The 24967-nt window shown below is 58.0% G+C and carries 24 protein-coding genes; 10 read left to right on the top strand and 14 right to left on the bottom strand.

Annotated elements, in window-relative coordinates:
• Positions 1–19: 19 nt before the first annotated feature.
• The 5 genes from sctW to ACY3GB_RS23430 all read right to left on the bottom strand — a co-directional run bounded on the left by sctW (position 20) and on the right by ACY3GB_RS23430 (position 7814).
• Positions 20–1174, bottom strand: coding sequence for a type III secretion system gatekeeper subunit SctW (sctW, locus tag ACY3GB_RS23450; RefSeq protein WP_463090861.1), 1155 nt, complete (start codon positions 1172–1174; stop codon positions 20–22).
• Complete coding sequence (sctC, locus tag ACY3GB_RS23445) at positions 1164–2840, bottom strand: type III secretion system outer membrane ring subunit SctC (protein WP_463090860.1); 1677 nt, start codon at positions 2838–2840, stop codon at positions 1164–1166. Before sctC ends, sctW begins: the two co-directional genes overlap by 11 nt.
• A gap of 53 nt (positions 2841–2893) precedes the next feature.
• A complete protein-coding gene (gene invF, locus ACY3GB_RS23440; protein WP_463090859.1) occupies positions 2894–3580 on the bottom strand; it encodes an AraC family transcriptional regulator InvF in 687 nt (228 codons plus the stop codon).
• A gap of 283 nt (positions 3581–3863) precedes the next feature.
• Positions 3864–5921 carry a YopJ family acetyltransferase gene (locus tag ACY3GB_RS23435; protein WP_463090858.1) on the bottom strand — a complete coding sequence of 686 codons (2058 nt, stop codon included), beginning with the start codon at positions 5919–5921 and terminating at the stop codon, positions 3864–3866.
• A gap of 279 nt (positions 5922–6200) precedes the next feature.
• On the bottom strand, positions 6201–7814 hold the full coding sequence (locus tag ACY3GB_RS23430; protein ID WP_463090857.1) for a hypothetical protein: 1614 nt from the start codon (positions 7812–7814) through the stop codon (positions 6201–6203).
• 483 nt (positions 7815–8297) lie between these two features.
• Here ACY3GB_RS23430 and ACY3GB_RS23425 point away from each other — a divergent pair, with 483 nt between their 5' ends.
• From ACY3GB_RS23425 to ACY3GB_RS23390, 8 genes are all read left to right on the top strand, one after another.
• On the top strand, positions 8298–9968 hold the full coding sequence (locus ACY3GB_RS23425) for a HilA/EilA family virulence transcriptional regulator (protein ID WP_463090856.1): 1671 nt from the start codon (positions 8298–8300) through the stop codon (positions 9966–9968).
• A gap of 135 nt (positions 9969–10103) precedes the next feature.
• Positions 10104–11294, top strand: a complete 1191-nt coding sequence (locus ACY3GB_RS23420) for a PrgH/EprH family type III secretion apparatus protein (RefSeq protein WP_463090855.1) — start codon at positions 10104–10106, stop codon at positions 11292–11294.
• A 16-nt stretch (positions 11295–11310) separates the two neighbouring features.
• The gene (locus tag ACY3GB_RS23415; RefSeq protein WP_463090854.1) at positions 11311–11538 is read left to right on the top strand and encodes a type III secretion system needle complex protein; all 228 of its coding nucleotides are present in this window, start codon (positions 11311–11313) and stop codon (positions 11536–11538) included.
• 46 nt (positions 11539–11584) lie between these two features.
• On the top strand, positions 11585–11881 hold the full coding sequence (gene sctI, locus ACY3GB_RS23410; RefSeq protein ID WP_046155928.1) for a type III secretion system inner rod subunit SctI: 297 nt from the start codon (positions 11585–11587) through the stop codon (positions 11879–11881).
• Positions 11878–12597, top strand: a complete 720-nt coding sequence (locus ACY3GB_RS23405) for an EscJ/YscJ/HrcJ family type III secretion inner membrane ring protein (RefSeq protein ID WP_463090853.1) — start codon at positions 11878–11880, stop codon at positions 12595–12597. The genes sctI and ACY3GB_RS23405 overlap by 4 nt, the downstream gene beginning before the upstream one ends.
• The gene (locus ACY3GB_RS23400; RefSeq protein WP_463090852.1) at positions 12590–13195 is read left to right on the top strand and encodes a type III secretion apparatus protein OrgA/MxiK; all 606 of its coding nucleotides are present in this window, start codon (positions 12590–12592) and stop codon (positions 13193–13195) included. Before ACY3GB_RS23405 ends, ACY3GB_RS23400 begins: the two co-directional genes overlap by 8 nt.
• Positions 13170–13883, top strand: a complete 714-nt coding sequence (locus tag ACY3GB_RS23395; RefSeq protein ID WP_463090851.1) for a hypothetical protein — start codon at positions 13170–13172, stop codon at positions 13881–13883. The genes ACY3GB_RS23400 and ACY3GB_RS23395 overlap by 26 nt, the downstream gene beginning before the upstream one ends.
• Positions 13880–14356 (top strand): hypothetical protein, encoded by a 477-nt coding sequence (locus ACY3GB_RS23390; RefSeq protein WP_463090850.1) that lies wholly within the window; start codon positions 13880–13882, stop codon positions 14354–14356. Before ACY3GB_RS23395 ends, ACY3GB_RS23390 begins: the two co-directional genes overlap by 4 nt.
• Positions 14357–14497: 141 nt before the next feature.
• On the opposite strand, the gene ACY3GB_RS23385 is transcribed toward ACY3GB_RS23390, so the two are convergent.
• The 4 genes from ACY3GB_RS23385 to ACY3GB_RS23370 form a co-directional block, all read right to left on the bottom strand.
• Positions 14498–16273 (bottom strand): ArdC-like ssDNA-binding domain-containing protein, encoded by a 1776-nt coding sequence (locus tag ACY3GB_RS23385; RefSeq protein ID WP_463090849.1) that lies wholly within the window; start codon positions 16271–16273, stop codon positions 14498–14500.
• On the bottom strand, positions 16273–16665 hold the full coding sequence (locus tag ACY3GB_RS23380; RefSeq protein WP_463090848.1) for a hypothetical protein: 393 nt from the start codon (positions 16663–16665) through the stop codon (positions 16273–16275). Before ACY3GB_RS23380 ends, ACY3GB_RS23385 begins: the two co-directional genes overlap by 1 nt.
• A 123-nt stretch (positions 16666–16788) precedes the next feature.
• Positions 16789–17529 carry a bactofilin family protein gene (locus ACY3GB_RS23375; RefSeq protein ID WP_463090847.1) on the bottom strand — a complete coding sequence of 247 codons (741 nt, stop codon included), beginning with the start codon at positions 17527–17529 and terminating at the stop codon, positions 16789–16791.
• Between the two features lie 55 nt (positions 17530–17584).
• The gene (locus tag ACY3GB_RS23370; RefSeq protein ID WP_463090846.1) at positions 17585–18451 is read right to left on the bottom strand and encodes a hypothetical protein; all 867 of its coding nucleotides are present in this window, start codon (positions 18449–18451) and stop codon (positions 17585–17587) included.
• Between the two features lie 172 nt (positions 18452–18623).
• On the opposite strand from ACY3GB_RS23370, the gene ACY3GB_RS23365 reads away from it, so the two are divergent.
• A complete protein-coding gene (locus ACY3GB_RS23365) occupies positions 18624–19565 on the top strand; it encodes a prepilin peptidase (RefSeq protein WP_463090845.1) in 942 nt (313 codons plus the stop codon).
• A 99-nt stretch (positions 19566–19664) separates the two neighbouring features.
• On the opposite strand, the gene ACY3GB_RS23360 is transcribed toward ACY3GB_RS23365, so the two are convergent.
• Both ACY3GB_RS23360 and ACY3GB_RS23355 read right to left on the bottom strand, forming a co-directional pair.
• Positions 19665–20363, bottom strand: coding sequence for a hypothetical protein (locus ACY3GB_RS23360; protein WP_463090844.1), 699 nt, complete (start codon positions 20361–20363; stop codon positions 19665–19667).
• Between the two features lie 31 nt (positions 20364–20394).
• Positions 20395–20907 carry a hypothetical protein gene (locus ACY3GB_RS23355; RefSeq protein WP_463090843.1) on the bottom strand — a complete coding sequence of 171 codons (513 nt, stop codon included), beginning with the start codon at positions 20905–20907 and terminating at the stop codon, positions 20395–20397.
• Between the two features lie 139 nt (positions 20908–21046).
• Here ACY3GB_RS23355 and ACY3GB_RS23350 point away from each other — a divergent pair, with 139 nt between their 5' ends.
• Positions 21047–21349, top strand: a complete 303-nt coding sequence (locus ACY3GB_RS23350) for a hypothetical protein (protein ID WP_463090842.1) — start codon at positions 21047–21049, stop codon at positions 21347–21349.
• 110 nt (positions 21350–21459) lie between these two features.
• Here the strand turns inward: ACY3GB_RS23350 and ACY3GB_RS23345 are convergent, their stop codons facing one another.
• From ACY3GB_RS23345 to ACY3GB_RS23335, 3 genes are all read right to left on the bottom strand, one after another.
• Complete coding sequence (locus ACY3GB_RS23345; protein WP_463090841.1) at positions 21460–21783, bottom strand: hypothetical protein; 324 nt, start codon at positions 21781–21783, stop codon at positions 21460–21462.
• An 828-nt stretch (positions 21784–22611) separates the two neighbouring features.
• Entirely contained in the window at positions 22612–24018 is a 1407-nt protein-coding gene (pilV, locus tag ACY3GB_RS23340) for a shufflon system plasmid conjugative transfer pilus tip adhesin PilV (protein WP_463090840.1), read from the bottom strand.
• A complete protein-coding gene (locus ACY3GB_RS23335) occupies positions 24015–24962 on the bottom strand; it encodes an ATPase, T2SS/T4P/T4SS family (RefSeq protein ID WP_463090839.1) in 948 nt (315 codons plus the stop codon). Before ACY3GB_RS23335 ends, pilV begins: the two co-directional genes overlap by 4 nt.
• Positions 24963–24967: the final 5 nt, after the last annotated feature.

The following is a 24967-nucleotide window of genomic DNA, read 5'->3' as shown; positions in this document are numbered from 1 at the left end:
GGGCTTGGCTGGCAGCTCTCTACCCTGCGGCCCGCCCCTCGTTGCGCCGCTCCACTTTTTCATGCCGGTAGGCGATGCCCGCCAGGTGCCGGAACTCATCCAGCAGCGCATCCATCCATTCCTCATCCGGAAACAGCCTGGGCGGCAATGCCTTGCAGGCCTGATACAGCGCGTACAACAAAGACGAGCGGTCGGCATGGCGGCTCAACAGCGCCGTATCCCCCACGGTTTCCGCCAAGAGCTCGTCCACTTGCTGCGGCTGCTGCAAGAGCGACAGCAGCAAAAACAGCCAATCGGCCTCGCTGGAGTTAAACCCTCGCACCAGGGGGTTGCCGAGCAACTTTCCGACAAACAGGCCATCGGCGGAGCGCAGCAGCTTGAGCTGGGTCAGCCTCCCGAGCAGATTTCCGAACTCCAGCCGCGAGCAACTGGGGTCCAGCGAATCAATATCCGCCAGCAAAGCGCCCTCGATGAAGTCCAGCACCACGCCCCGCTGCGGATAACCGTAGCTGGCGACCCAATCCTGATAAATCGCCGCCTCCGACGCCTCGCTCTGCAGGAACTGGCGGTAACTGGCCCGCAACAGGCCTGGATTCAAATCCAGGGCCTTGCCGAACAGCTTGGCCTTCAGCGCGCTGTTGACGCCCGCTTTCAGCTGCTGCGGATCGGCCTCTTCCTCCGCCTGGGCCAGCAGCGCCTGCAGCCGCATGCGCGATACCTCGTCCAGTTGCTTGCGGCGCGCCAATTGACGCAGCACCAGGATCAGATCGCTGTCGTCCGGAAACTGCGAACGCACCCTGCGCAGCAGCTCCTCGGCCGGAACCTCATGCGACTGGACCACCTTGAGCACTGCCTCGGCCTTGGGCAGCGCGTCCTCGTCCAACACCCGCTCGAAGCTGTCCGCCAGATTGCCCCGCTTCTTGTCGTAATCGCGCCGGCTGCGAAACTGGGTCAACACCGCCGCCATTTCATCCGAAGACTGGGCCGCGCGCTGCAGCAGCGCCGCCGGGCTGGCCTCTTCCGCCAGTTCCGCCTCGGTCAGTTGCGCGTCGGCCTGCCGCGACTCGCTCTGCTGCAAGGCATCGCGCCGGGCTTCTCGCTTGGCGTCCAGCTGGGCCTGCTGCTTGAGCGTGCGCAAGCCGATGCTTGGCGCGAGCCGGGCATTAATCTCCACCGCCAGCGCCCCCGCCGCTCCGGCCCAGGTAGTCGCGCACTTTCTGCTGCAGCGGATCCACATCCAGGCCTTGTTGCTTGGCGATGCCGCCAAATAGGTCGTTGGCGTCCGGCGTCAACGGATCGGCGATCTCGCGCGGCTGGATCAGAAACACCCGCACGGTGTTGGACAGGCTCTGGCGCTGATAACGGAACATCCTCCCCAGCACCGGCAATTGCCCCAAGACAGGGATCGATGCCTGGTCGTCGCTGCTGGCGTCGCGGGTGAAGCCGCCGATCAGCAGGCTCTTGCCCTGCGGCACCCGAGCCACCGTGCTGATCCGGGTCCGTCCCACTTCCGGCGTGGCGGCATCCCTGTTGTCCTGGCTATAGTCCGGCGCCCGCGCCTCCCGGCCGTCCTCGATATTCAGCGACATTTCGATCTGGCCGTTGGCCGCGAAGCGCGGCAGCACGCTGACCAGCGTGCCATAGGTGACATGCTGCAAATCCACGCTGCGCTCGCCCACCAGCTTGGTGTAGAAGGTGCGGTTGTTGTCAAAGATGGCCGGCACGTTTTCCTGGGTCAGCAGCACCGGCCTCGACACCACATTGGCCTTCTTCTTTTGCGACAAGGCCATCACCGATGCGATGAAGCGGGTGCCGTCCAGCGTGCTGAGCGAACCGTTGGCGTTGAACGACACCCCCAGCTTGTTCCCCACCGACACCTGGCCGCGCCAGTCAACGCCCAGTTGGTCCAGATCATCCTTCTCCATGTCGATGATCCACAGCGACAGCTCGACATGGCGCTTGGCCACATCCAGCGCCGCCACCAGCCCTTCGATGAAGCGCACCTGCTCCGCCGAGCCCTTGACCAGCAAGCTGTTGGTATCCGGATAGGCGATCACCTTGATGTCGCCGGCGGCGGCGGGACGGGCGAACGGATCCGGCGGCATGGCGCCGGCTTGAGCGGATGCGGCTTTGGCGTCCGCCAAACCGGGCAAGGGCGGCAAACCGGCCGGCAGCGACGTCTTCGCGGCGGCATCGTTTGCCGCGGGAGCGGACGATTGCGACGCCAGCACCGACTTCTCCTCGCCCGCCAGCAGTTTTTCTATCACCGTGGCCATGCCGGGAATGACGATTTTCTGATCGCGCATCTCATAGCTGCGATCGCCGACAAAAGTATTGCTGAGCTTGATCACGCCTATCTTCTGCCGGCCCAGGTCCATGCCCTCGCTCTGCTTGTCCATGAAGCTGGCGGCATTGCTCACCATATCCACGTATACCGGCGGGCCAGACAGATAGAAGGTGCCGCTGCGATTGTCGCCGCGCAGCGGATAGCGCTTGTCGTACAAGCCGGATTTGCGCAGAAAGCCGTTCAATGTGGTCAACGAAACATTGCGCAACAGCACCACCGAGTTGCGCGTCTCGCTGGAGTCGTAAACGTAGATGGCCTGGCCGTCGTAGTACCAGATCAGGCTCAGCTGCTGCGTCAGCTTTTCCAGCAAAGCCTGGGCATTGCCCAGGTCGAACTCGCCGCTCACCTGCTTGCGGGCCGCCTGCTTGCTCAGAATCACCGGCTTTTTCAATTTGGCGGAAATAGCATCGAACAAGGCCCGCAGGCCGTCCTGGCGGGCGACATAACCCGCGCCATCCTCCGTTCGTCCGGAATCCGGCGCGGCATGCGCCAAGCCAGGCTGCAAACAAGCCCATCCCAAGCACCATGCGCACAACAAAAACTTGTTCATTTGACCGTCAGTTGGATGAGATTGGACAAGGCTCGCGGCGATACGCCATACAAATCCTTGATTTCATTTGAAAAATGCGCAGCCGAGGCATACCCGTGCTTGAGCGCGAGCCGAGTCAGGCTTTCCTTGCTCTCCACCGCGTCCAGCAGCGAGCGCGCCGCCCGCCAGTCGCGCAGCGTCGTTTTGGCGGCATTGCCCAGCGCATGCCGGCATAAACGGCGAAAATGGGAACTGGATACGCCATAACGATCGCCAAGCATCTGCAGCTTTCCGCCGCACTCAGAGTTGGACAGCAGAAAACGCACCAGCCAATAGCTCTCATTGCGGCGCAGCAGCGCCAGCAACGCGGCAAAGGATTCCGTCGGCTCCAGCAGTTGGCGCAAAAACCAATACTCGCAACGGCGCTTTTCGGACCAGATCGACAAGTCGTCCAGAAGCAAGCATCCGCAGCGCCTCGCTTCGTTCACCGGCGCCAACGCGCGCGCCTCGTCGATGAAAGCCAGCAGCTTGGCCAGCGGCTCCAGCCTGATGGGATGAAAACTCAAGCTCCCCGACTGCACCGACAAACGCAACCGATCCAACAGCAGCAAGCCCTGCCAAGCTGCCGGCAACGCCAAGCTTTCTCCGCCTGTCGACCAACTCAATTTCAACTGAGCGCCGTCGCCTGCCAGCGGCAATAACAACCAGGCCTGCTGGCCGGCGATCTCGCGCCGCCCTGCGGTTTCCAAGGTTTGCAAAGGGTGAAGCACATGGATCTCTGTCATCGCGCCGGCTCCGGGCTACGGCAATTGCCGGGATGACAGCAGTGTGCGTGAGGAGAGGGAGGGAATCCTGATGGGATTGTGATGAAGCGCAATGCTGCGAATCGACGGAGCACCATCACGTAAAAGCGCCTCAACAACCTAGCCCGGCATGGGGAAATTTCTCAGCCCATACTCGCTGCAGAGATAGAACTAATATTTCTGATCAATTAATATTAAAGTTACGTAGCCTTTCCAGCTCTATCAATCTTTTTTCATGCATTGATTTGATAATATTTCGCCCGCCAGACGTTTCCTCAATATATTGCTGCTGACGCTCCAGTAGTGTCTGGCCTTTTTTATTCACCAATTCACCACCGTTCTCATTAACATTCAAATACTGTTTCAGCCTAGTGCGGCCTTGCGTATGCTTATAGAAAGAAGGCGGCATCAACTTATCCACCTCGGGCCCGGATAAGTAAGAACCATTCTCCGGCTCAAGTTGGCCTGCAATATTCGATGCATGCAAACCATCGACAATCACAGACTCCTTATGAAGCTTTTTTGCCAAAGAAAGGCTAAACATCCCGCACTCCGCATCACTACGCTGAATATCCATTTCAAATGCAGAAAAACTTGCATCTTCCAGCCCCTTCAAATTCACTTCAGTACTGGCAAGCAAAAACATTGGCCCACGATTTTTCAAATTTGCCGGTTCAAAGAACAGTACCGATGGCTTGCCATCTACAACTTTATAATCCAAAACTGCAAAGTGTATGCCAGCCCCCCTATTCAATATGACACGCCCTGACAATGCGCCCCGATCTATCTCGGATTTTATAAAACTCCCAATATCTTGAGGACTATCCCGATAAGAGAGATTGACGCCAGGCTTAGTTTCATTTGCCACCCGAACCAAATCCGGCATAAACTTCCTGTCCAAAGCAGCAAACTTTTCCGTCAACCACCCCTCTCCACCCAAGCTATTTTCGACTTGAGAAATGAATTTACTCAACTGTTTCTGATAAGCATCTTTCGTGGTGGCAGGCTGCCCATTCTGGTGATCGACTTTACTTAAATCACTACCGTTCCAGCTATTGTTCGCACTATTTACCTTAGAGAATTCGCCTCTATCAAATGAAGACAATTGCTCATTGGTCTCCGCAAACTCTGAATACGTTGACTCATGATTCAGGCTGAATTTGGGCTCATTCCTTCGAATCATGTCAAGAATGCCTGAACCAAAAACACCTCCCGTTCCGAATCCAACATCCAAACCTACAGAATTAAATTTTACATCCTCAGCCCCCAAGGCCTGAAACAGTTTAAATTTCAACACTGCCACATAACGCTCGCTCATCTGCTCTGGAAAGAAAAGAACAAGCGATTTTTTCCCATCAACTACCTTACAGTCCAGCACTGCAGCATCAGAGCCATCTTTTCGGCTCAATGCCAATCTGAATGACTCACTACTCTCCAAGACCTTGCCTTTAACAATTTTATTGAAATCTCTTGCATCCCATGTCAAGCGGTCTTTGCCATTAGGGGAATTAGCTGCTTGTGCAATCTTTGAATTTCGAGCGCTGCCCAAGCCAGCATGCAAATAAGATTGGTTGCTTTCCAGAAGAGCATGCGCAGTAGACGAATTATCATTTTGCAAAAAAGCTTTAGCAGCGCCTTGCATATTTTCTTTTGAGAAAACGCCAGCTTCAGGAGGAAATTTATCCCACCAAGCTGGCACCTGCCCCTTCTCACTAAATGTATTTACATGATCCTTTACCAGCCCAGGGATCGGATCTAGATGTTCGCCATCGCCATCAATCCTAGCAGCCGCCATCAAAAGGATCTTGGGAGAATCGTTAGGAAAATCTTGCCTCAGTATACTCCCTTTAGCGGCAAGGCCTTGTTTACTTAGAAAATCTTGGCTCGTCTCACCCATAATGACAGCATTTTGGGCACAACTTCTGACTGCATTTGCTACCGCATACCTGCTGCTATCTGCACCATACATCACCGAGCACAATCCCTCTTGCGCACAGTTGGCAACCTCGCCCTTGCCCAGCGCCAAGTTCATTAAAAGCTCTATGCTCTCACCACATCCACTCTCCGCCCTTACCGTCAAGGCAGATAAATATGATTGTACGGTATGCCCTTTATCAAGCCCCTGACTGAGGGACAAGTTCTCATTAACGTTGCTAAAAAGTTCATTCGTGACACTCTGATGTAATGGGTGGGCATACAACGATGCCTTGATAAAATTCCCAACAGATGGCGACATAGTCATGGTCTTTTCAAATCAAAATCAAATAAAATACCTATTTATGAAAGCAATCAGATTCTTGCCAATTCCATGACAGCCCCTTTAAAATAGACATAGACTATTCGTACTCCTTCACCGCGCCTTCATAAAGCTTTACTGTTTGGCCTCTCAACCCACCATCATTTGGAATACCGGTCCTATCCACTGATTATTCAAGGTGATTTTCCACCAAGCATGCAATGGCTGATTGCTATGTAATCGCAATAGTTTTCTGAAGCCACGTATCACGCACTATGAATTGTTTCATTTCATTAAACTTAGAGTCTCTACTAATAAATTCTGTTTGCTACACATATTATCGTAGAGCGCCGCACTTCCATCTTTATCCCAGAATAATTTATTGATTACTTGCTCTGGGTTTTGATACAACTTTAAAGAAGCTTCTTTAAGATCATCCGCTCCATCATGATAAGACGTCATCAATTTTAAACTATCACCTTCCCCAGCTTGAGGTAAAATAAGATAGCGAACACCGTGCTGTTGACATATTGAAATTGACCCCTTCCCCTCTGCCAAAACCAATTGCGACTTGGACATTACTAGATTATTAACATCTGACGGCAACTGTCCAGTGAAAATAGTCAGCGCTTCCCTTTCATCGTATTTACTTAACTCACATCCCATATCACTCGATTGTATTTCTATTGAATCTTCCGGCCTATTTGGAAGATCTTTGCTGCCAACAATCAGAACAACCGCTCGCTTTCCGTCCGCCCCTTCCTTCAGAGCTGCTCTCATCCCAGTCAATAGATCTTCCCGACTCTCAGAGGGAACCTGATGGAAACCATATATGTATCCAATGGGGTGAGATTCACTTTGCTCTAACAATGTAGAAAGGTTATTTTTAACCACTTCTTCTAATGAACTATGTGAAATAGCCGCCTCATCGATCTTAACGGGATATATTGCTCCAACCTCGACTCCTTTAGGAAAATCTACTGCTTCTGCATTTTTATATACTGCCCGAAATGACCCATGATCCTTATCCCCCATTTGTATTTCAGTTACATTCCTTCCTTCAATTTTCGTAGAAAAAATAGCAGTACGGCTATCCACTGCCCCAGATAAAACCAGAGAACTCTTCCCATTCATCATATCGCTAATATTATTTTTGTCAGACTCCAAGTCTAAAAAATCCACTTTATCACTCAATTCTGGGCATAGCTTTAATAATTTATCACTAGCAGTCTCAACCTCCTGCATTCCATGTGAAAATGAAAATACCTCCAATCGTTCACCATCCTTTAATTCGGTACTCAATTTAAGATTCGGACCATCATCAGGATTCGCGGAGAACGCAGCTAGTCTTAGCTCTGGGTCAAAATTATTAAGAATATCTTTCACTTCACAGTCATTTGTATTGCAACCTTCCATTTCTTTAGGATATGTAACCCGCCCATTTTTAATTTCAACACCTTTAGATACTCCCCCGCTAGTAGCAAAAAATTTTATGAATTCATTTTCATGAAACTCTTTTCCGCCGGGAACAGCAATAGCCAACGTAACATCTTGCCTAAATGGCTTTTTCTCTTCATTCGTCAAAATAGTCAACCTCTTCCCTTCCACCCCCATATCAGAAAGATGTTTCACCATCTCACTGATCGGACGAGAGTTGATTGCCTGCTCGCCATAATTTGGCGAGTTTGGCAAAAAAAACATAATATTATGAAATGAACTACAGTAATCCTTTAACCGCCCGATTTTTTCTTCATGGCTATATCCACCAGAAATTCCAGAGTTCAATTCTGACACTAAAGATGGTGTCTGCTCATGACTATCAGCCCGCGTAGTGGACTGAGCAGCGACACTACTGGATCGAAATAAATTAGCATTATTAATAGCCCCCACATAAGTCATAACATTTCCTCCGCAGAGTAAAGCTCTGCAAAATTTAAAATAAATAATTCATTTTATAAAAATGGAATACCCTTAAATATTCAGGCTAAGTCCACTGTCAAAATAAAGACATGCGAATGTGAAGTATTTTTGAAAAATCTCGCTCCACTTATTTCCTTGTCCGCAGCCAACCGCTCAAGCATTAAAACCTGCCAATAAACTCGCCCACTGCGCAATGGAACGAAGATGAGTTGGAATTGGTGCTTACCCTCGACCAGACGGGCTAAACCATAGCGCACACCTCTGGCGGAAACTTGCAGAAAACGCTCCCCGCCTCTCACCGCCCGCCACCACGCCGCAAAATTCGCAACTGACGGGAATCCCATTGTCAACCCACACCCACACTGATAATATGTTTGATATGATATGCACTATAGCGAACATTTGCCAAGAAAGGCATGCGCTGTAAGAACTTGCGGCGGCGTCCGCGACAGGGGGAGAGAAATGGTGAACAACGACGGCTTCATCAACCGGCAATTTGTGTTTGGCGACTTCATCCTGCACTTCGACGGCAGGCTGACTCATCACGGCCAGGCCTTGCCCATACCGCCCAAGGAACTGGCCGTGCTGACCGCGTTGCTGGAAGCCGCCGGCGAGCTGGTAAGCAAGGATGCGCTGCTGGACCGGGTATGGCCGAACGGCGACGTCAACGAGGAATCTCTCACCCGTTGCATTTGCGCGCTGCGCCGCCTCCTATTGGAAAACAAGAAGCAACGGTATATCGATACTATCTACGGCAAAGGCTATCGCTTCTGTCGTCCGGTAGCGGTCGTGACTCAACACCGCCCAACGGACGCCAGCTCCAGCGCCTCCGTCGCTGTGCTTCCCTTCCGCGCGGAAAACCAGCTAGACAGCCAAGCGCTGCACGGCGCGCTGGTGCAGAACCTGGCGCGTTACGCTCCCTTCGGCTTGTGCGTGTTGCCCGCCACGCTGACTCGCCATTGCCATGGAGTGGCCGACATCCACGCCCTGCTGGAACAGCTGTCTCCCGATTACTATCTGGCCGGGCAAGCGCAAGGCGCGGGAGAAACCTGCATCTTGCGGGTCGAGTTGATCCGCACGCGCGGCCATCAATTGGTTCACCATGAGAGCATCGCTCTGGCCGGCCTGCACCCGATGGCGCTTCAAGCCCGGCTGAGCGATCTGCTGGTGCAGCGCATCCCCGATCTTCGCGGCGGCCATACCCGCGAATTAGGCTCCCTGGATACCGCCATCCCTTATCTGAACGCCATGCATGAGCTGCGGCAGCACTCGCCATCCAGCCTGCGCCGAGCGCTCAGCCAATTGCATCAATGCACAAGCCATACCCCGGGACATGCGCCGTCCTGGCGCGGTCTGGCGGAATGCTACCTCTCGTTGGCCCAACTCGGTTTGTTCGATCAGGACGCGGCGCTGACGCAGGTCCGTCTGGCAGTGGACAAGGCGGTGGAGCTGGATGCCGCGCATCCGCAAACGCTGGGACTGCTGGCGCTACTGGGCAGCCTGCGCGGCGAACGCGCGCTGGCCGACGCGCTGTTTGAGCAAGCGCGGCTGCTGATGCCGCAATCGGTAGAGGTGTGCTACTACCATGCCTGGCACTTGTTTTTGTCAGGCCAGCTCTCCCAGGCGCAAGCGGCGCTGGACACCTGCCTTGAACGCGATCCTTCCCGCATCGCCGCTGGCGTGCTCAAGCTGTGGCTGGCCTTCTACCAAGGCCGCGTCGATGAGGCGGTGGATCTGGGGCAAAGCCAGCTGCGCCGCTACGGCCAGAACCACCCGGTGCTGCAGAGCCTGCTATCGCTGATGCTGTCGCAACGGCGCCAACACCGGGAAGCGCTGGAATTGGCCCTGGCCGTGCGCGCGGCCGGCGAGGAAGCAGGCTTGCTTGAACTCAACCGCTGCTGCGTCGAATACGCCAGCTCGGGCGACCGCGCCCCGCTGCAGGCATTGCAAATCGACAACCGCCACATGCGCGCCAGCCTGCTGCCGCTAGTGCTGGCGCGCGATGGCCGGGAAGCGGCCAAGCAATTATGGCAGCAGTTGCAGGCCGGAAATTACCCCTGGCTGCCGGCATGGAGACAGGATCCCCGCTTGGCGGAATTGTTCGCGCCGCAGGCGGTATCGACTGCGGCATGAGGCTCGACCTGCCGCCAGCTTGAATCTGATCAAGACCGCCAAGATTGATCGGCTTTTCATCAGGAATGATTTGGCCGCCGCGCCTACAGTGGCAGCGAAGATCGGGACCTTCCCGCAGCGCTTGATAAAGACACCATGCTTGTAGAAGACAACCACCCATTCGAGCCGGCCGCCGTTGTCGCGCGTCTGCTCAATAGCCCGCTGCGCGGCTGCGAATTCCTGCTGCGGCCCGGCAGAACGCTGTTTCTGGTAGGCCCTGGCGATGCGCTGGCCGATCCGCGCCAATTGCCGGAACTACCTGGCGACACCTTGTATGTGCCGCTGGATCAGGACGGGATCAACTTTGAAGTACTGGTGGACAATGCCGCCACCATTCGCGAGTTAGGCACAGATGAGGTGGCGGAGTACCCGGCTGATTTCAACCAGGTATTGCGGATAGGGGGGCTGGAGCTCGCGCTGCGGCCGCAGCAACTGGCTTGGTTGCCGGAAATTCTCAGCCATCCCAAGGGCGCGGCCCTGCTCGCGTCCCCGGCGCCAGACCGCCGACGCGCCCGCTGGTGGCCGCTGCTGGCGCTGACGCTGGCGGTGGTCGCTACCGGAACCGCGTTGTTGGGCGGCGCCTATGGCAGCTGGAGCGACACGCCGCAACGCCAGACCGAACAACTAGCCGTCTTGCTGGGCCGTGATGCCCAGCGCTTTCAAGTCCTGCCTGGACACGATGGCCAGCTCTATGTCGTCGCCAACAACGAACGTGACCGCAACTGGGCGCAACAAGCCTTGCTGCGCAGCGACTTTTCCCATCCACCGCAGGTGATCGGTCCTAGACAGGAAAACGACCGCCTGGCCCGCTGGCTGGCGGACAAGCACCCGGAGCTGGCCTATTTCCGCCTGCAACTGCGCGATCCACGACATCCGCAGCTCTGGATCAGCCAGCAACGCGCCATGCTGATCGCGCCGGACAAGCTGCGGCTCAATGCGCAACTGGCGGAACAGCTGCCGTACGCCGATCAGGTGGAGCTGGTAGCGATGGACGACGCCGCCGCCGCAGGCGAAGCGGAAGCCGGCCTGGCGCGGCTGGCGTTGCCCTTCCGCCGAGAAAATCATCCGGACAGCGTCACCTTCGTGATTTCCGGCACGCTGGAAGACGGCGAACTGCAACGCGCGCGCCAATTCATAGACGGCTACTACCGCCAATGGGGCAGCCGCTACGTGCAGTTCGCCATTGAATTGAAGGACGACTGGCTCAAGGGCAAGTCCTTCATGAATGGCAACCAGGGCTACGTCAAGATGGACGCCGGCCACTGGTATTTTCCCAAACCGCTTTAATCGAAGGAAACCGATCATGGCGCTTTATATCGACGATATCTCAACCAGCTTCAATAACACTACCAACTTGCAAACTGCGGTCGATACCTCGCTGACCAAGCTCAAGGCTTCTCCATCAGACCCCACCCTGCTGGCCGACTACCAGAGCAAACTGTCGGAATACAACCTGTATCGCAACGCCCAATCCAACGTGGTCAAAGCCTTCAAGGACATTGACGCCGCCATCATCCAGAACTTCCGTTAATCCGAAGCGCCGGCTCTCGCGCCGGCATCCTTCCAGGAATTCCTATATGAATCCCATCTCAGGCGTGCAAGCGCCAGCGCTGATTCGCGATATCAGCCCAAGCAGCCAGCAAACCGTATCGTTGGAAGATCGGCTGATCCACGCTTTCGCCGAATCCGCCGTCGCCACCGGCGCGGAAAAAGACCAGATCATGCAAAAGATCGAACAGGCCAAGTCCCTCTCCAACCCCGCCGAGCTGTTCCAGTTGCAGCAGCGCACGTCCAACTATAACCTGGAAGTGTCCATGCTCAGCACCCTTGCCCGCAAAGGCGTGGGCGTAGTGGAAAGCCTGCTCCGCTCATGATGCGCAACAGCCTGAAAGCGGCATTGCTGGCGCTGCTGCTGAGCGGCTGCCAGCAGAAGGATTTGCTGAAAGGACTGGACCAGCAGCAGGCCAATGAAGTGATCGCCGTGTTGCAGCGGCACAATATCGAAGCCGACAAGCAGGACCGCGGCAAGACCGGCATCAGCATCGTGGTGGCGCAGCCGGACTTCGCCGCCGCCGTCGATTGGCTGAAGACCTACGACCTGCCGTCGCGCCCGCGCATGGAGGTGGCGCAGATGTTCCCCGCCGATTCGCTGGTATCGTCGCCCCGGGCGGAAAAAGCCCGGCTGTACTCCGCCATCGAGCAAAGGCTGGAGCAGTCGCTGCAGACCATGGACGGCCTCCTGTCCGCCCGGGTGCATGTCAGCTACGACCTGGACGCCGGCGAGGGCGGCCGCCCGCCGCAGCCGGTGCATCTGTCAGTGCTGGCGGTTTACGAACGCGATATCGATCCGGAACCGATGATCAACAATATCAAGCGCTTTCTGAAGAACAGCTTCGCCGAAGTGGAGTACGACAATATTTCGGTAGTGCTATCACGGCGCAGCGAGGCGCAACAGCAGCAGGCCGGTGCCCCGGAAGCCGGCAAGCTGAATGGTTTGCCCCTGCTGCTGGCCGGGCTGGCGGCCACCGCCATGATGGCGGCGGCGGCCGTCTGGTTTTGGCTGCGACAGCGGGAGAAACCGGATGGCTAGGGCTCCGGCAATATCGCATGCCGGCAGCGACGATCAGGCTTCGCTGGTACGCGACATCCTGTTCAACCCTTTAGGCTATATCGATGCGCAACGACTGCGCTTGCCCGCGCGGCTCGACAATCCTCAGGCGCGCGGCATCGTCAACGATTTGTTGATCAACGGCTATGGGCTGGACATCCGCTGGCCCGCCGGCCCTCTCGACAACATCGCCCGCCACTATCTGCGCCACTGGCGGCAACTGCCGCAGGTCGCCTACCTGATGGGATGCCAGATGCTGCGCTCAGGTTTGGGTTGGCAGGGCGCCATGCTTCGATTGCCGGTCTGGGCGCAGCATTTCGCTCGGTTAGAACTGGATGCGGCACCTTGTCCCCGTCCTGAACGGGCCATTCGCCACAGCGATTTGCTGCAGGCGGGCTATAGCCAGTTGCTGGCCTGGCAGCAGCAGTTGCCCACCGCCCTGGCGCAGAGGCTGCCGCTGCAATTCCCCCCCATGGTGGATACCGGGACGGCATTCGCCTCCCCCAAGGCCCTGTTACTGGCCCTGGCTTTACAATATGCACGGAGACATCCTTTTGCCCCGCCAGCCGACCATCACTGACGGCGTGCTGATCCGCAGTCCGCAACTGCGGCGGCTGCGCCGGATCGACAATCTGGACCAGCAGGCCAGAAAACGCGCGCGCCAGCGCCTGAACGATGCCGAGCGAGAGGCTGACGCGATCCGTCGCCATGCCTATCGGGACGGTTATCAGCAAGGCATGCTGGCCGCGCTGGACCAGTTGGCGGCCCACCTGGCAAACAGCCAGGCGCAGGCGGCGCACTGGCGCGAGCGTCTATCCGAAGAGGCTCGGGCGATGCTGACCGCGGCAGTGGATCACCCCGACACCCTGCTGCTGCTGCTGGACGAGTGGCTGCGCACCAGAGATGGCCCATCAGGAGACGCCGTCCTGCATTTGCAGCTTCCCAAACGCGCCCGGTCGCAGCAAACCGCGTTGATGGCGCTTTTGGCCGACAACTGGCTCGGCGCCATTCAGATCGACTATCACGACGACGATCGCTTCATCATGCGCTGCGCCGACCAGGCGGCCGAGTTTTCGCCGGAACAGTATCTGGAGCCCGCCAGCCGCCAATTGTCGCATCGCCTCAATGCCTTGCCGCAAGAATGCCGGAAGCTATCCGCCGCCGCGCTGGAGCGATTTCAACGGCAGCTCGGCCCGCGTCTGTCGGCACTGGCCGCCGGCGGGGAGCAATCTCATCTCGACGACGATCGCCAGGACCCCATCGCATGATCCACAGCATCATCAACAGCGCAATCAACGCCTCTGCAAACCCGGTAGTCGATGCAGTCATCCCGCTGCAGCAGCGTCTGGCGGATGCGTCGCCTATAACCTCCGCCACAGATGCGCCCGATGTCGGCCAAGATGCGGCCTTCGACTCCCAGACGATCGCCCTGCTGGCCGCGCTGCGGCAATTGCCGCCGCCGGCGTCAAACGCCCCGACGGACAAGCAGGCCCACATCGACGCCATCGCCAAACTGCTGCGCCAATTCAAGAATCCAAACGGCGCGCCCGCGTTCGCCACCCTGGAACAGCAGCGCGCCGTTCTGCAGCGCGCGCTGACGCTGACCAGGCCGGGAGACCCGCTGCGCGCCTCTCTGGAGAGGGCTACGATGAGCGCCATCAATCTGCAATTCCAGATGAAACAATGGATGCAGGACGTCATGCTGTCGGACGGTTCGCCGCCCGAGTTCCAGAATTGGTAAGGCCCGCCAAGCGGGCCTTCATGTTTTCCTCCAAGAGCCGCCAACAAAGCCTCGCGAAACACTTGAAGCAAAGCCTGTCGGGCAGTGCGGCAAGTCGACGCAACGCAGGGTTAGCGGCTTGAAACAGGTCGCCAGGCCAGATCAGGCGTCTATATAGTCTCCATTGAGAACGGTCTCGATGAAGTCGCAAAATCTGGCGTGGCTCAGAACCCGCCGCTTGCCGCTGGCCAGGCGCACCACCCAGCCTCCTCCCGCCGACTGCGCATCGATGCAAGCCTGGCCTTCAACCAGTTTGAGTCTATCGCCAATCTTGGGTTGATAGCCCACCAGCGGCGCGAAATAGCTTGCATAACCGCTGATATCGGCGGCGTCCGACTCAATGCTTGGCTGAAAATCCACGCGCCAGCCCGCAGCCTCCGCCGCTGCCAGCAAACGCTCGGCATCGCTATGCTCCCCATCTTCCTGGCATGCGAGATAAACCATATCGGGACTCATGCGCGAATTTTCATCGACAATGCGCTCCGTCATGCCCAGAGCGATCAAGGCGCCGTGCCTCACCCCGAGCCAACTGCCTTTTCCGCTCCGCAGCGGCTGCGCCGACACTCGCCTCTGCTGCCCGATGTCCGGCTCGGCGGACAAAGGCCGGCAAGCGCTTTCCATATCGATAGCCGACGCGGCTCTCATCTGCCTCCGCAAACCATCGTCGCTTTCCAGGAAACCGAGCACGACGGCTTCCCGTTGCTCCAGAAACAGCGACAGCAGTTGTCGGCCAGTCAGCTTGGCATCATCGAAAGCGCCGGATGCGATGCTTTGCCGGGCCCAGGCCTGAAATGCCTGGTGAATCGCTGCGTCGGTGCCAGGCAGCACTTCTTGGCAGCCAAAATGCGCCGACAGGCATTGCGCCAACTCCTCCGCGGTCAGCAACGACGCCTCCATCAATAGCGCGCCGCGCAAGGCGGCGCAGGACAGAACAGCGCCGTCTTCCGGCCCGCGCGCCGGCTGCTTGGCGCCAAGCAGCGAATGGCGGCGAATGAAGTCGTCTTCGGCCGCTTGGAGGCGCGACAAGCTGGGCGAATGCCGGCAAAGCCAGGCCACGATGCGCTCAGCGGCAGCCGCCGCGCGAAAAGCCTCAAGCGGATCCGCGCGCAGACGCTCCCCCCAAGACGCGAGGTCGTCATCGGCGTCCGCGGCAAGCTGGCCGCCGCACCCTGCCAGATCCGACAGCCAAAAAGCGGCGATGCGCGCGCTAGCCGCAAGTCCGCCGGCGCCATGCGGGCCGGCCGGCATCAGCCGATGCGCGCGCCAAAACGCGATCCGGCGCAAGGCCTCGCCGGCATACGCTCGCATGTCGGCAAAACCGTCCGCCGGCGCAGGCGGCATCGCGCAGTCCATGGCTGCCCAGCCCCCTAGCTCCCGCAAGACGGCATCGACCAGCTGCCGGAAATACTCGCCGCCGCCGCTTCTCTGGGAGGGAACGGCCAAGGGCGGCAAGCCGGCAATGTCCGCGCCATTGAAAACGGAACAGCCTTTCAGAACATAGGCCAGCGTGCCCGTCGCCTCCCCCTCTGCACCGGACGCCTTGCAAGCCATGCGCTCGGCGGAGCCGGGAATAGGCTGGGCATAGATGGTCAACCCTGCCCGGGCCCCGTCGGCTAGTTGCATCGCTTCGCCCCGCTGCTCGATCTGCCTCCAGCTAAGCCAGCGGGGATCGTCGCTGCCAGACGGCATCGCCATTTCCAGCAACAAACGGTTGATGCCCTGATACCTGGCGCCGGACAAGGGGTTGAACGGCGCCGCCAAAACGCCTCGGCCGCCACGGAACCAGCCCCGGCCCTCGCTCGCCAGACCGAGATGCCGCTCAATCATCCGCGCAGCCTCTTCGGCGTAACGGCGCTGTCTGAATTCTCGCGCGCCCATTACGCGGTCTCCGCCTGGTACAGGCCGCTGATCGACAGATGCAGCCCCATCCTCGCGCGCCCCGTCATCGAAGCAAGCGTCTCCAGTCCCGCCAGGTAATCCGCCGCTATCTGCGCGAACACAGCGTCGCCATCCACACGCGACATCGCGGCGATCGCGGCAAGCCCCTGCTCTCCCAATGGCGAGAAGTCCACCTCATGATCCTCCGCCAGCAACAGCAGCATGCACATTCGCTCGATGGAAGCCTGCATGAATGGCAGAAATGACCAGCGCGCATCCTCTTCGTCATCCTCGTTCACAACCGACAACCCGCCTTCCAACCCCAAATCGACAACATCCATCGCTGACAGCGCATCAGCAGGCACTCTCAAGGGAAATCCCTCTTCACGCATCGCACGCCCCACCCAAAACACAAATGTAATTTTTATAAGAAAAATCTGAATATCGAGTCATCTGCCGCGACACGCCCCAGACTCGGGAAACCCGCCGGCTTGACGTCGCGGGCCATGCCGCTCCTAAGCACTCGCCGCCAGCGAGCGCACGCCCGACAGCATTTCGCGCTCGATCTCCAAACCGCGATACAGGCTTTCGATATCCATCGTCTCCTGAGCGGGAGCCATGGCCGCCATTCTGGCCAACGGCGACACGGGCGCTGGCGCCGGCGATTCAACCGGCAGCACGGGGATGGCATCGGCCAGAACATTGCCTCCCTCCAAAGCCCCAAGCCTGTCGCCAGGATGAGGGGGGTGATCCAGCAAGGCGATCTGCTCGACCCGCCGCACCATCCCCGATAACGCTGAACCGATGTCCTGGCGCAAGGTATGGCGGTAATTGACCGTGCCGCTGACTTGCGCGGTCGGCATCAGCAACACGTGGTCGGCATAGATGTCGCCGTCAAGATTGCCGGCCACCACCACCACCCGTGCATGCAGATCGCCATCGACATCGCCGCCCTGGCTCACGATCACGATGGGATCGCCGCCTTCGACCGCGCCGTTCGGCATCAGGCTGCCGACGACGCGGCCGGAAACCTTGACGCCCCTGCCAATGAAAATATCGCCATGAATTTCCATATCGATCTCGATCAGGGAACGGATCTGCTCCCGCGTGATGGTCGGCGAGCTTCCTTTCAGCGTTTCGCTGATGGCCTCCTCCGTCGCGCCGGCCTCCTCTTGCGCCCGCTCTGCTTGCGCAGGCGGATGCAGCTTGCTGGCGGCGTCATTGCCCAACAGCATTTTGGCGAAGAATTTACGCATGACTTAACCCCTTGTATGCCAAGCCGGGAGATTTGGACTCCCGCCTGCGGCCCGATTAGAAACCAACTTTGTAATGCCCGCGGTCCGTTTCCACGGTCTGAGCTTGCTGATCAATGCTCTGAATCACTTCGTCATTCTTGAAGCGATCGCCAACCTGCAATTCAGCCATCGCGCCATTGGCTCTGCGCACCCACACAGATGTGGAGGACATGCCCACGACCTTGCTCGCATCGCGAGCAGCGCGGGGCTTCTTCCCGACTCCGCCTGCGCCCGCCTGATGCGGGCTGGCGGCGCGGCTGCGATCGGATAAAGCTTTCACTTCTTTCTCCAAGCGCGCGACCTTGGCCTCAAGACTGTCCTCCGTCCGCGCAGGCTTGGAAGTCAAAACCCGCTCCCCGTCCGGATGATGAGCCGGCATAACCTTGGCCACCGGCACAGACGCCGTCTGTCCGCCATGGCCGCCAAGCTCGGCAGCCGGCCGAGCATGCACAGTAGCCTGGAAGTTCGCGGCGGGCATGGAAGCCTGCTGCGCCGCCGGCCTCGCCAATTGCGGAAGAGCCACGGCTTCAAGCCGCGGCGACGATTGCGCCGGCGGGAGCCCGCCCATGGCAGCCATCGTAGGCTCCGCGCCCTTCGCCGCAGCTGGAATGGGCTGCAAACCGATAAATCTCTGCCAGAGGAACAACGCCGCCATGGCCGCCAGCAACCAGCCGATCAACGCCAACAGCACCACCTTGCGCAGATCGCGGACGGGCTTGTCGCGTTCGGGCTGGCTCGCCTTGCGGCCTTCGCCCTGAGTGCTCCGCTTCGCGTCTTCCTGCCCTTGCCCACCGCGGATCACGGGCGGCTCATCCTCGAAACCCAGCCGGTCTCCATCCAGCGCCAGGCTTTCCGCATCGCCGAAATCATGTGCCCTTCTCACCTTGCCCCCTCATCGCCATGTGATCATTTCATTTTCAAAGATGTTATATTAAGATACATACTTAATCAAACATTATAAAATGCAAAAAAGAAAATAGGCGTCGATCCATCCGACAAGCTCCCCAGCCGTCATGGATGACGCCGCATCAGACGTCCTTTCAATTGGAAATGCCATGACGATCACTCAGAAAAACCTGCTTGCCATTGGCGGCGCCATCATCTCGCTGTCGGCGATGTTTTCCTGGCTTGGCCTGAACGGATCGCGCGCCGGCCAAACAGCCGGCGCCTTGATGATATTGGGCATGACGCTGGGCAGCTTCCTCAATGTGCTGGCCTTCCGCCTGCCCAAGATGCTGGAATACCGCTGGCGAATGGAGTGCGCGGACGCAAGCGGCCAAGCCATCGCCCAAACCGCGGCGATGACGCTCTCGCGACCCCGCTCGCACTGCCCCGCCTGCCAGACGCCTCTGGCGGCCTGGCAGTTGATGCCCGTGCTGGGCTTTCTGCTTGTGCGCGGACGATGCGCCAGCTGCGCCGGCAAAATAAGTCCGCACTATCCGCTGGTAGAGCTCGGCTTGGGATTGGCCTTCGCATGCACAGGCTGGCATTACGGCATCCAGCCCATCACGCCCGCCTATCTGGTCCTCATATTCCTGCTGGCCGCGCTGGCGCTGATAGATTGCTACGCCAAGCTGCTGCCGGACGTGCTGACGCAGGCGTTGCTTTGGTCTGGACTGGCCTGCAATCTTTTCCAGCTCTTCGTCCCGCTGCGGGACGCCGTGGCCGGCGCAATGGCCGGCTATCTGGGCATGTGGCTCATTGCCGCCGCTTTTCGCCTGTGCGCAGGCAAGGACGGACTTGGCCGCGGCGACTTCAAATTGATGGCCGGCATCGGCGCCTGGTTGGGATGGCAACAGCTCCCGCTGATTCTTGGCGCGGGAGCGATCGGCAGCGCGCTGTGCGGCGGCCTCATCATCCATTTCAAGCGGATGAGCCGAGACACGCCCCAGGCCTTCGGCCCTTATCTGATCGCCGCAGCCTGGCTTGCGATGTTGCGAGGCAATGAAATCATCGACTGGTATTTCAATCTGGCGGCGGGCCATCACGCCAGGTAGGCCGAACCGGCGCGATTGCGGCGCCGAGAGGACTACGGGAGCGTCTGAACGGCCAAAGAAAAGCCAGCCAAGCGACCGCCCAAAGAAAAACCGCCCGAGCTAGGCGGACGGCACCGATCTGGAGTGGCGGGCATCCTTCATCACCTCGGTCGGCGATTCGCCAGCCAACAGCCTTCTCACCAGCTCGCGCTCAAACTCCCCCAACACCCCCATTCTGCGCTCCACCCGTTCCGCCAACCCCTTGGCCCCATGCGCCTCCTCCAGCGAGACATTGATCATGAGGTCCTTGCGGTACTTGGCGTTGCCGCGCATCAGGAAGAAGGCCAGCAGATTGCGGTCGATATTGACCTCTTCCGCTTGAGGCGGATTCGTCTGCTGCGAACTGGCCGCCACCTTCTGCCTCTCTTTGGCCGCGATCGGCGTCACATCGGCAGGCTGGATCGCCATGTCAACGACAGCCCGAGTCAGTTGCGCATGGCCGGCAACCGCGGCGCGCCTGACCGCCTGCGCATCCAGCGCGGTAATCGACGCGCTGCTCATTGGAAACAGAGTCGATAGCGGTATCGCCCCCAAGGCATCCATCTCGGTCAACGCCACCGTGCGCAAAAAGAATTTCGCGACATTGCTCTCCGTCATCGAGGGCGGCGGCACGCCATCTACAAAGGCAAGCTCTTTCCATGCATCGAACTGCTGCCGCATCGATGCCGGCACTTCACCCTTGAAATAGCATGCTCGCAATTCTTCCGGCAGAACAACCGCAAATTGACGCTCATACACAGGTATGTTCACCGTAGACATCTGTCACACCCTTTTGCGTTAGACCCGACCATCACCGAATGACACCTCGCTCTTTGAGCGCCGGCATCTCGCCCGTGGCGACATGCTCCATCCGGGACTTCAGCGCCAGCAGCCGGTCCAGACTGGTGGCGCCGGAAACGGACAAGCTAGGCATCGCCGCCTGCTGCAAGACCGCCGCCTCGACATCGCTCTTGGCAACCACGAAATTGACGATGGGGTCCCGATCCGGCGAATGGGTTTTGGAAAAGCCCACGACAACAAACACCTGCCCGATAGGCACGCTCCCATCAGGATGCCGGGCTACTCCGCCCTGCGTCAGGCACACCTCGTCACCTGATGCGATGCGGCTCATATACGCCACATAACGCCTGACCTCTGCCAGGCTCATCACGCCTGCCGGCTGGAACTGCGGCATGCAGCGCTTCGCCAGACTGGATGCCACGGCCGCCGTTTCCGCGATGACATAAACAGAGGCGGAGGAAAATGATTTTTTTAGCTTTGCCCAATAGCCAGCCACCAAAAATACGCGTCCGTCATCGTACATGTCTTTTCCCTTCACTCAGTTTACCTGAGCAACCCAAGCTCGCGGGCACCACCAGGTGGTTACAGTTTCTTTTAGTTTCATTACTACTAGAGTGTACCACAAGGCCGAAAAAATTCATTTTCAAGGAATGTAAGCAATCATGAACCTAACGCCGTCGATTCTTGGCTTGAATACCAATTCGATACCGATGCTTGCCTGTCTAGGCCAGGCTAGGCAAACCTTAGAATTCCATCCACTGAACCGCATCAGCAATCTCCTCGCGGAATGTATCATCTGCAAGGCAATACCTTACAGCTCAGGAATATTTGGATGCGGCGCGCTTCCCCTTTCCAGATGGCAGCGATCTGCCAAAAAGTGGAGTGACCGCGAAAAAGAAACCGAAATGGATTATCGCCTCGCGCCATGCGACGGAAAGCGCAAATCATCCATTGTCGCGCATTGATGGAAAAGCCGGAACCCTGCCAAGAAAGCCTTGAAACCTGACGAATAACCTGGATGCCAGCAGGGCCTAACCCGTGGCGCGTGATCATATATGACGCCGACAAGCCTTTGTCACGAGCTCCCCGAGACAAACACCTCCTGCAAAGCGCCCTGCAACTGGCCAACCGCGCCATCTATCCAACAGACGAAATCACAAGCGCTCACCTCCAGCACCCGCAACTCCTCGACAAAATCAGGATCATCACGATCCAGGGCAGTCCAATAAATCATCGTCTCCAAGCTATGAGTCAAATATCCATTGACCCCAACTCTCCGCACCAGATCGTTTGCTCCATCCTGAGTCAGTACGCCAGCCTTCATCGCTTCGTCGATCAAACCAGCCAGTAGCAGGGTTTTTTGCGCAATGTCCTTCAGCACCGCTTGAATTTTCTTCATACAAAACCTTTATCACCCTTCCAACCCTATCCAAGGAAGCTTCAGCCACTGCGCCAGGTGCGATGCGACAGGCTTCCATAGCCATCATCGCCCTGTAAACACATGATTGTGCCCATCCCAGCCACCCACGCTCTCGTGGGAAATGTGCCCGCCATGCCGACGGCGCCCGATAATTTCCAATTGGCATGCAAAGCCATGCCAGCAATCTGACAATCATGCTGATGGCAATGCAATTTTCACATAATAATTTATTAAGATACATACTTTAACACAACTTTTTGGTAAAAAAACGCCTAATAATGCACTGTAAGAAGAACAGTTTTGCCATAAAAAACATTTTCCGCCGCTCAGGCATTTTGATGCCGAAGAATTTGCCAGCACGCATCAACCCGCCCGCAATCATTTAATATCCGACACACCCCGCCGCGCCGATCGCGAATCAACAGCGGCCTGAAGCAGAATACTCATCATTCACATAGAAAATAAGCTCATTTCTGTAAGTTATATTAAAAAATAATCCCACACCAGCGCGTGAACGCAGCGATCAGACTCATTCAATGCATTAACTACAACATGGGGGATGACGGAATATTACGGACGGAGGCATCAGATTAACTCATGCCAAAGCAGCACAGCGATCGCGCAGGGGCAACTGCGCCTTGCTGGCGGAGAAGATAATAGAGAGGAGAAAAGAAAGAGCTTGGAGAGGTGTCGGTCTTATGGGCGCGTGTCAAGAGACGGATCAAACATCGCGCGCGGAGCCATGCGATGATCCGCCGCTCGACAAGGAGCTGGCGGATCGGTTGCGGCGGCGCGGCGTTGGAATGCTTACTGGGTGCAGGTTGCCACCGCCCGCCAACATCCGCCTTGCGCATCGCCGGTCCAAATATACCATCCCTCGCGATTGCTCAGATCGATAGGCTGCTCCTGCTGGCGTGACTTGCCCGCATCGGAGTCAGGCCTTGGCGAATCGTAAAAGTCCAGCGGCGCGCTTTCCTCAGGGGAAAAGGTGTATTGCGCGTAATTACGATGCTTCCCGTCCTCGAGAAAAGGAGGCCAGCCGGTGACGTAATACCCGCCCGAGACCAAGCGGAAACCCGCTGGACAATAGGCGATAGATGCCTGGCCAGGCGACGGACGGGTAGCATGGAAACCGCAGGCCTCGGTTGCGGCCGTCACCGTCTTGGTTTGCGAAAAACCACCGGGGTGCCAGCGATTGGACTGACAAGACAACAGCGCTCCTTTGCTGGTTCGCGCGACCAAGCCATCCGGATTGCAACGTTCCCCTTCGACCGCCACCTTGCCCAATTGCACGTATTCTCCAGCCTTGATGCGCTGGCCAACCGATAAGGTTCCGTCCACTCCAGCATCTTGACCCACGGTCAAATTGCCTCGGGCATCGATATTGCCAAATGCCTTGATGCTGTCGGTGGCCTCCACATTGGCTATTGTCAACTTGCCTAGCCCGGTGATGTCCTGGGCCGAATGGATGTTGTTGTTCCCCATGTTCAAACTTCCCGTCATCGGCCTGGTGCCATCCCGTCGCAAAAACTCGTCGAAATCGGCGCGCAGATAGCCCCCTCTGACCGCTACGATCCCCCCCTGCGGCTCTTTCACATCTTTCGCGTCTTTCACTGGATTATCCAGCGTGACAATAGACGTGCCGGCGCTGTCCGGAAAAGTCAGCTTGCTGTTATCAGGCAGAATGGATACGCCGCCATTGATGCCTATGGTTCGCGCCGCAGCCGCCGCAGCCATGTAATCAACCCTGTCGATCACGCCTGGATAGGGCAAAAGCAGCGGCTTGTCGACATAAGTGAGCGCATTGACGTTGCAGGTTTCCTTGACGTTGCACTCGCTGCCTTTGCGCAGCTCGATCCGATAGCTGCCTCTGGGGACCGCCGGCGGCCTATCGCCAAATCCGCTCATGCCAGCGAACTTGGCGATCTCGGCGGCGGTGGGATGGATCGTGTCCGCGGCGATCTGCTCCCCATTCACCACCAGCGGCACGCGGCGGGATGCGAACAGCGCGTCGACGATCTGGGGATGATAGTGAACGACATAGCTGTTCACCCCCTTTCCCAGTTCGGCCAACGCTCCGCCCAGTATCTGACCGCGGCTTTCCCGCCACTCGTTCACCTGGCGCACGCCCCAATACGCCAAGCACATTCCGATCAGCGCCACCGCGATGGCCAGGCTGATCAACAGCTCACCCGACTGTCTATTGCGCATCATCCTCTCCCGCTCTGGATATTCATGCGGCGCTGTATATCGACCTCGCCTTCCAGCCGCGCGTACTCGCCTTTGCTGATGAACTGATAGACATCCTTGCGCTCGCGCACATCCAGCGAGCTCACTTGCGGGATGCCGCTGTCCAGACGCTGATGGAACACCATGCGCAGGGCGTCGGCGATGAACTTGTCGGCCTGGCTTTCGCCGCCGGCGCGCGCCAGCGAAGCCAGCCGGCGCAAGGCGGAAGGAATATCTCGCGAGTGGATGGTGGACAGCACCAGATGGCCATCCACCGCGATCCGCAGCAGCTCGGCGGCGCTGTGCGGATCGCGCACCTCGCCTATCATCAGCATCGAGCGATCCCGCGAAGGAAAAGAACGCAAGGAGGTGGTAATGGCTTCGGCGAAGCGCCGGTCGAACTGAATTTCCCGTCCCGCGCTGCAATCGGTCACATCGATCTGGGTGCAATAACCATCGCCATGCCATCCTTCAATGACGATTTCCACCGGATCTTCCACCGTCTGCGCGAAGCCGCCGAACATCTCCAGCCTGGACACCAGCATCGCATTCAAGGTGGTGGTCTTGCCCGAACCGGTCAAACCGGAAAACAGCACCAGCCCGCCGCTCTTCTTCAGTTCATCGGACAGCATCATGTTGACATGGCAATCCAGCAAGCGCAGGTCGCCCAGCCTCGGCGCCTTGTTCATCACCAGCCGGCAGGCGTAGCGATACGGCTGCATGCGCTGCACCCGCCAGCGCATGCCCGCGGTGATGACTGTGAAACCGGTGCGCTGCCCCACTTCCTGCTGCCCGGTCAGCACCGCCTCGGTCAGCCTCATCAAAAAAGGCTTGTACTCCTCGCTGGGACGGAGCTGCCCGGGAAACAGCACGCTGGATTGCCAGTCGCGCACATGCAACTGGACATCGGTAATGATCTGTTGCGTCATCGCTT

The sequence above is a fragment of the Chromobacterium sp. Ag138 genome, from assembly GCF_055181315.1.
Note: the sequence above shows the minus strand (reverse complement) of the source record. Positions and strands in the feature narration are given on the sequence as shown.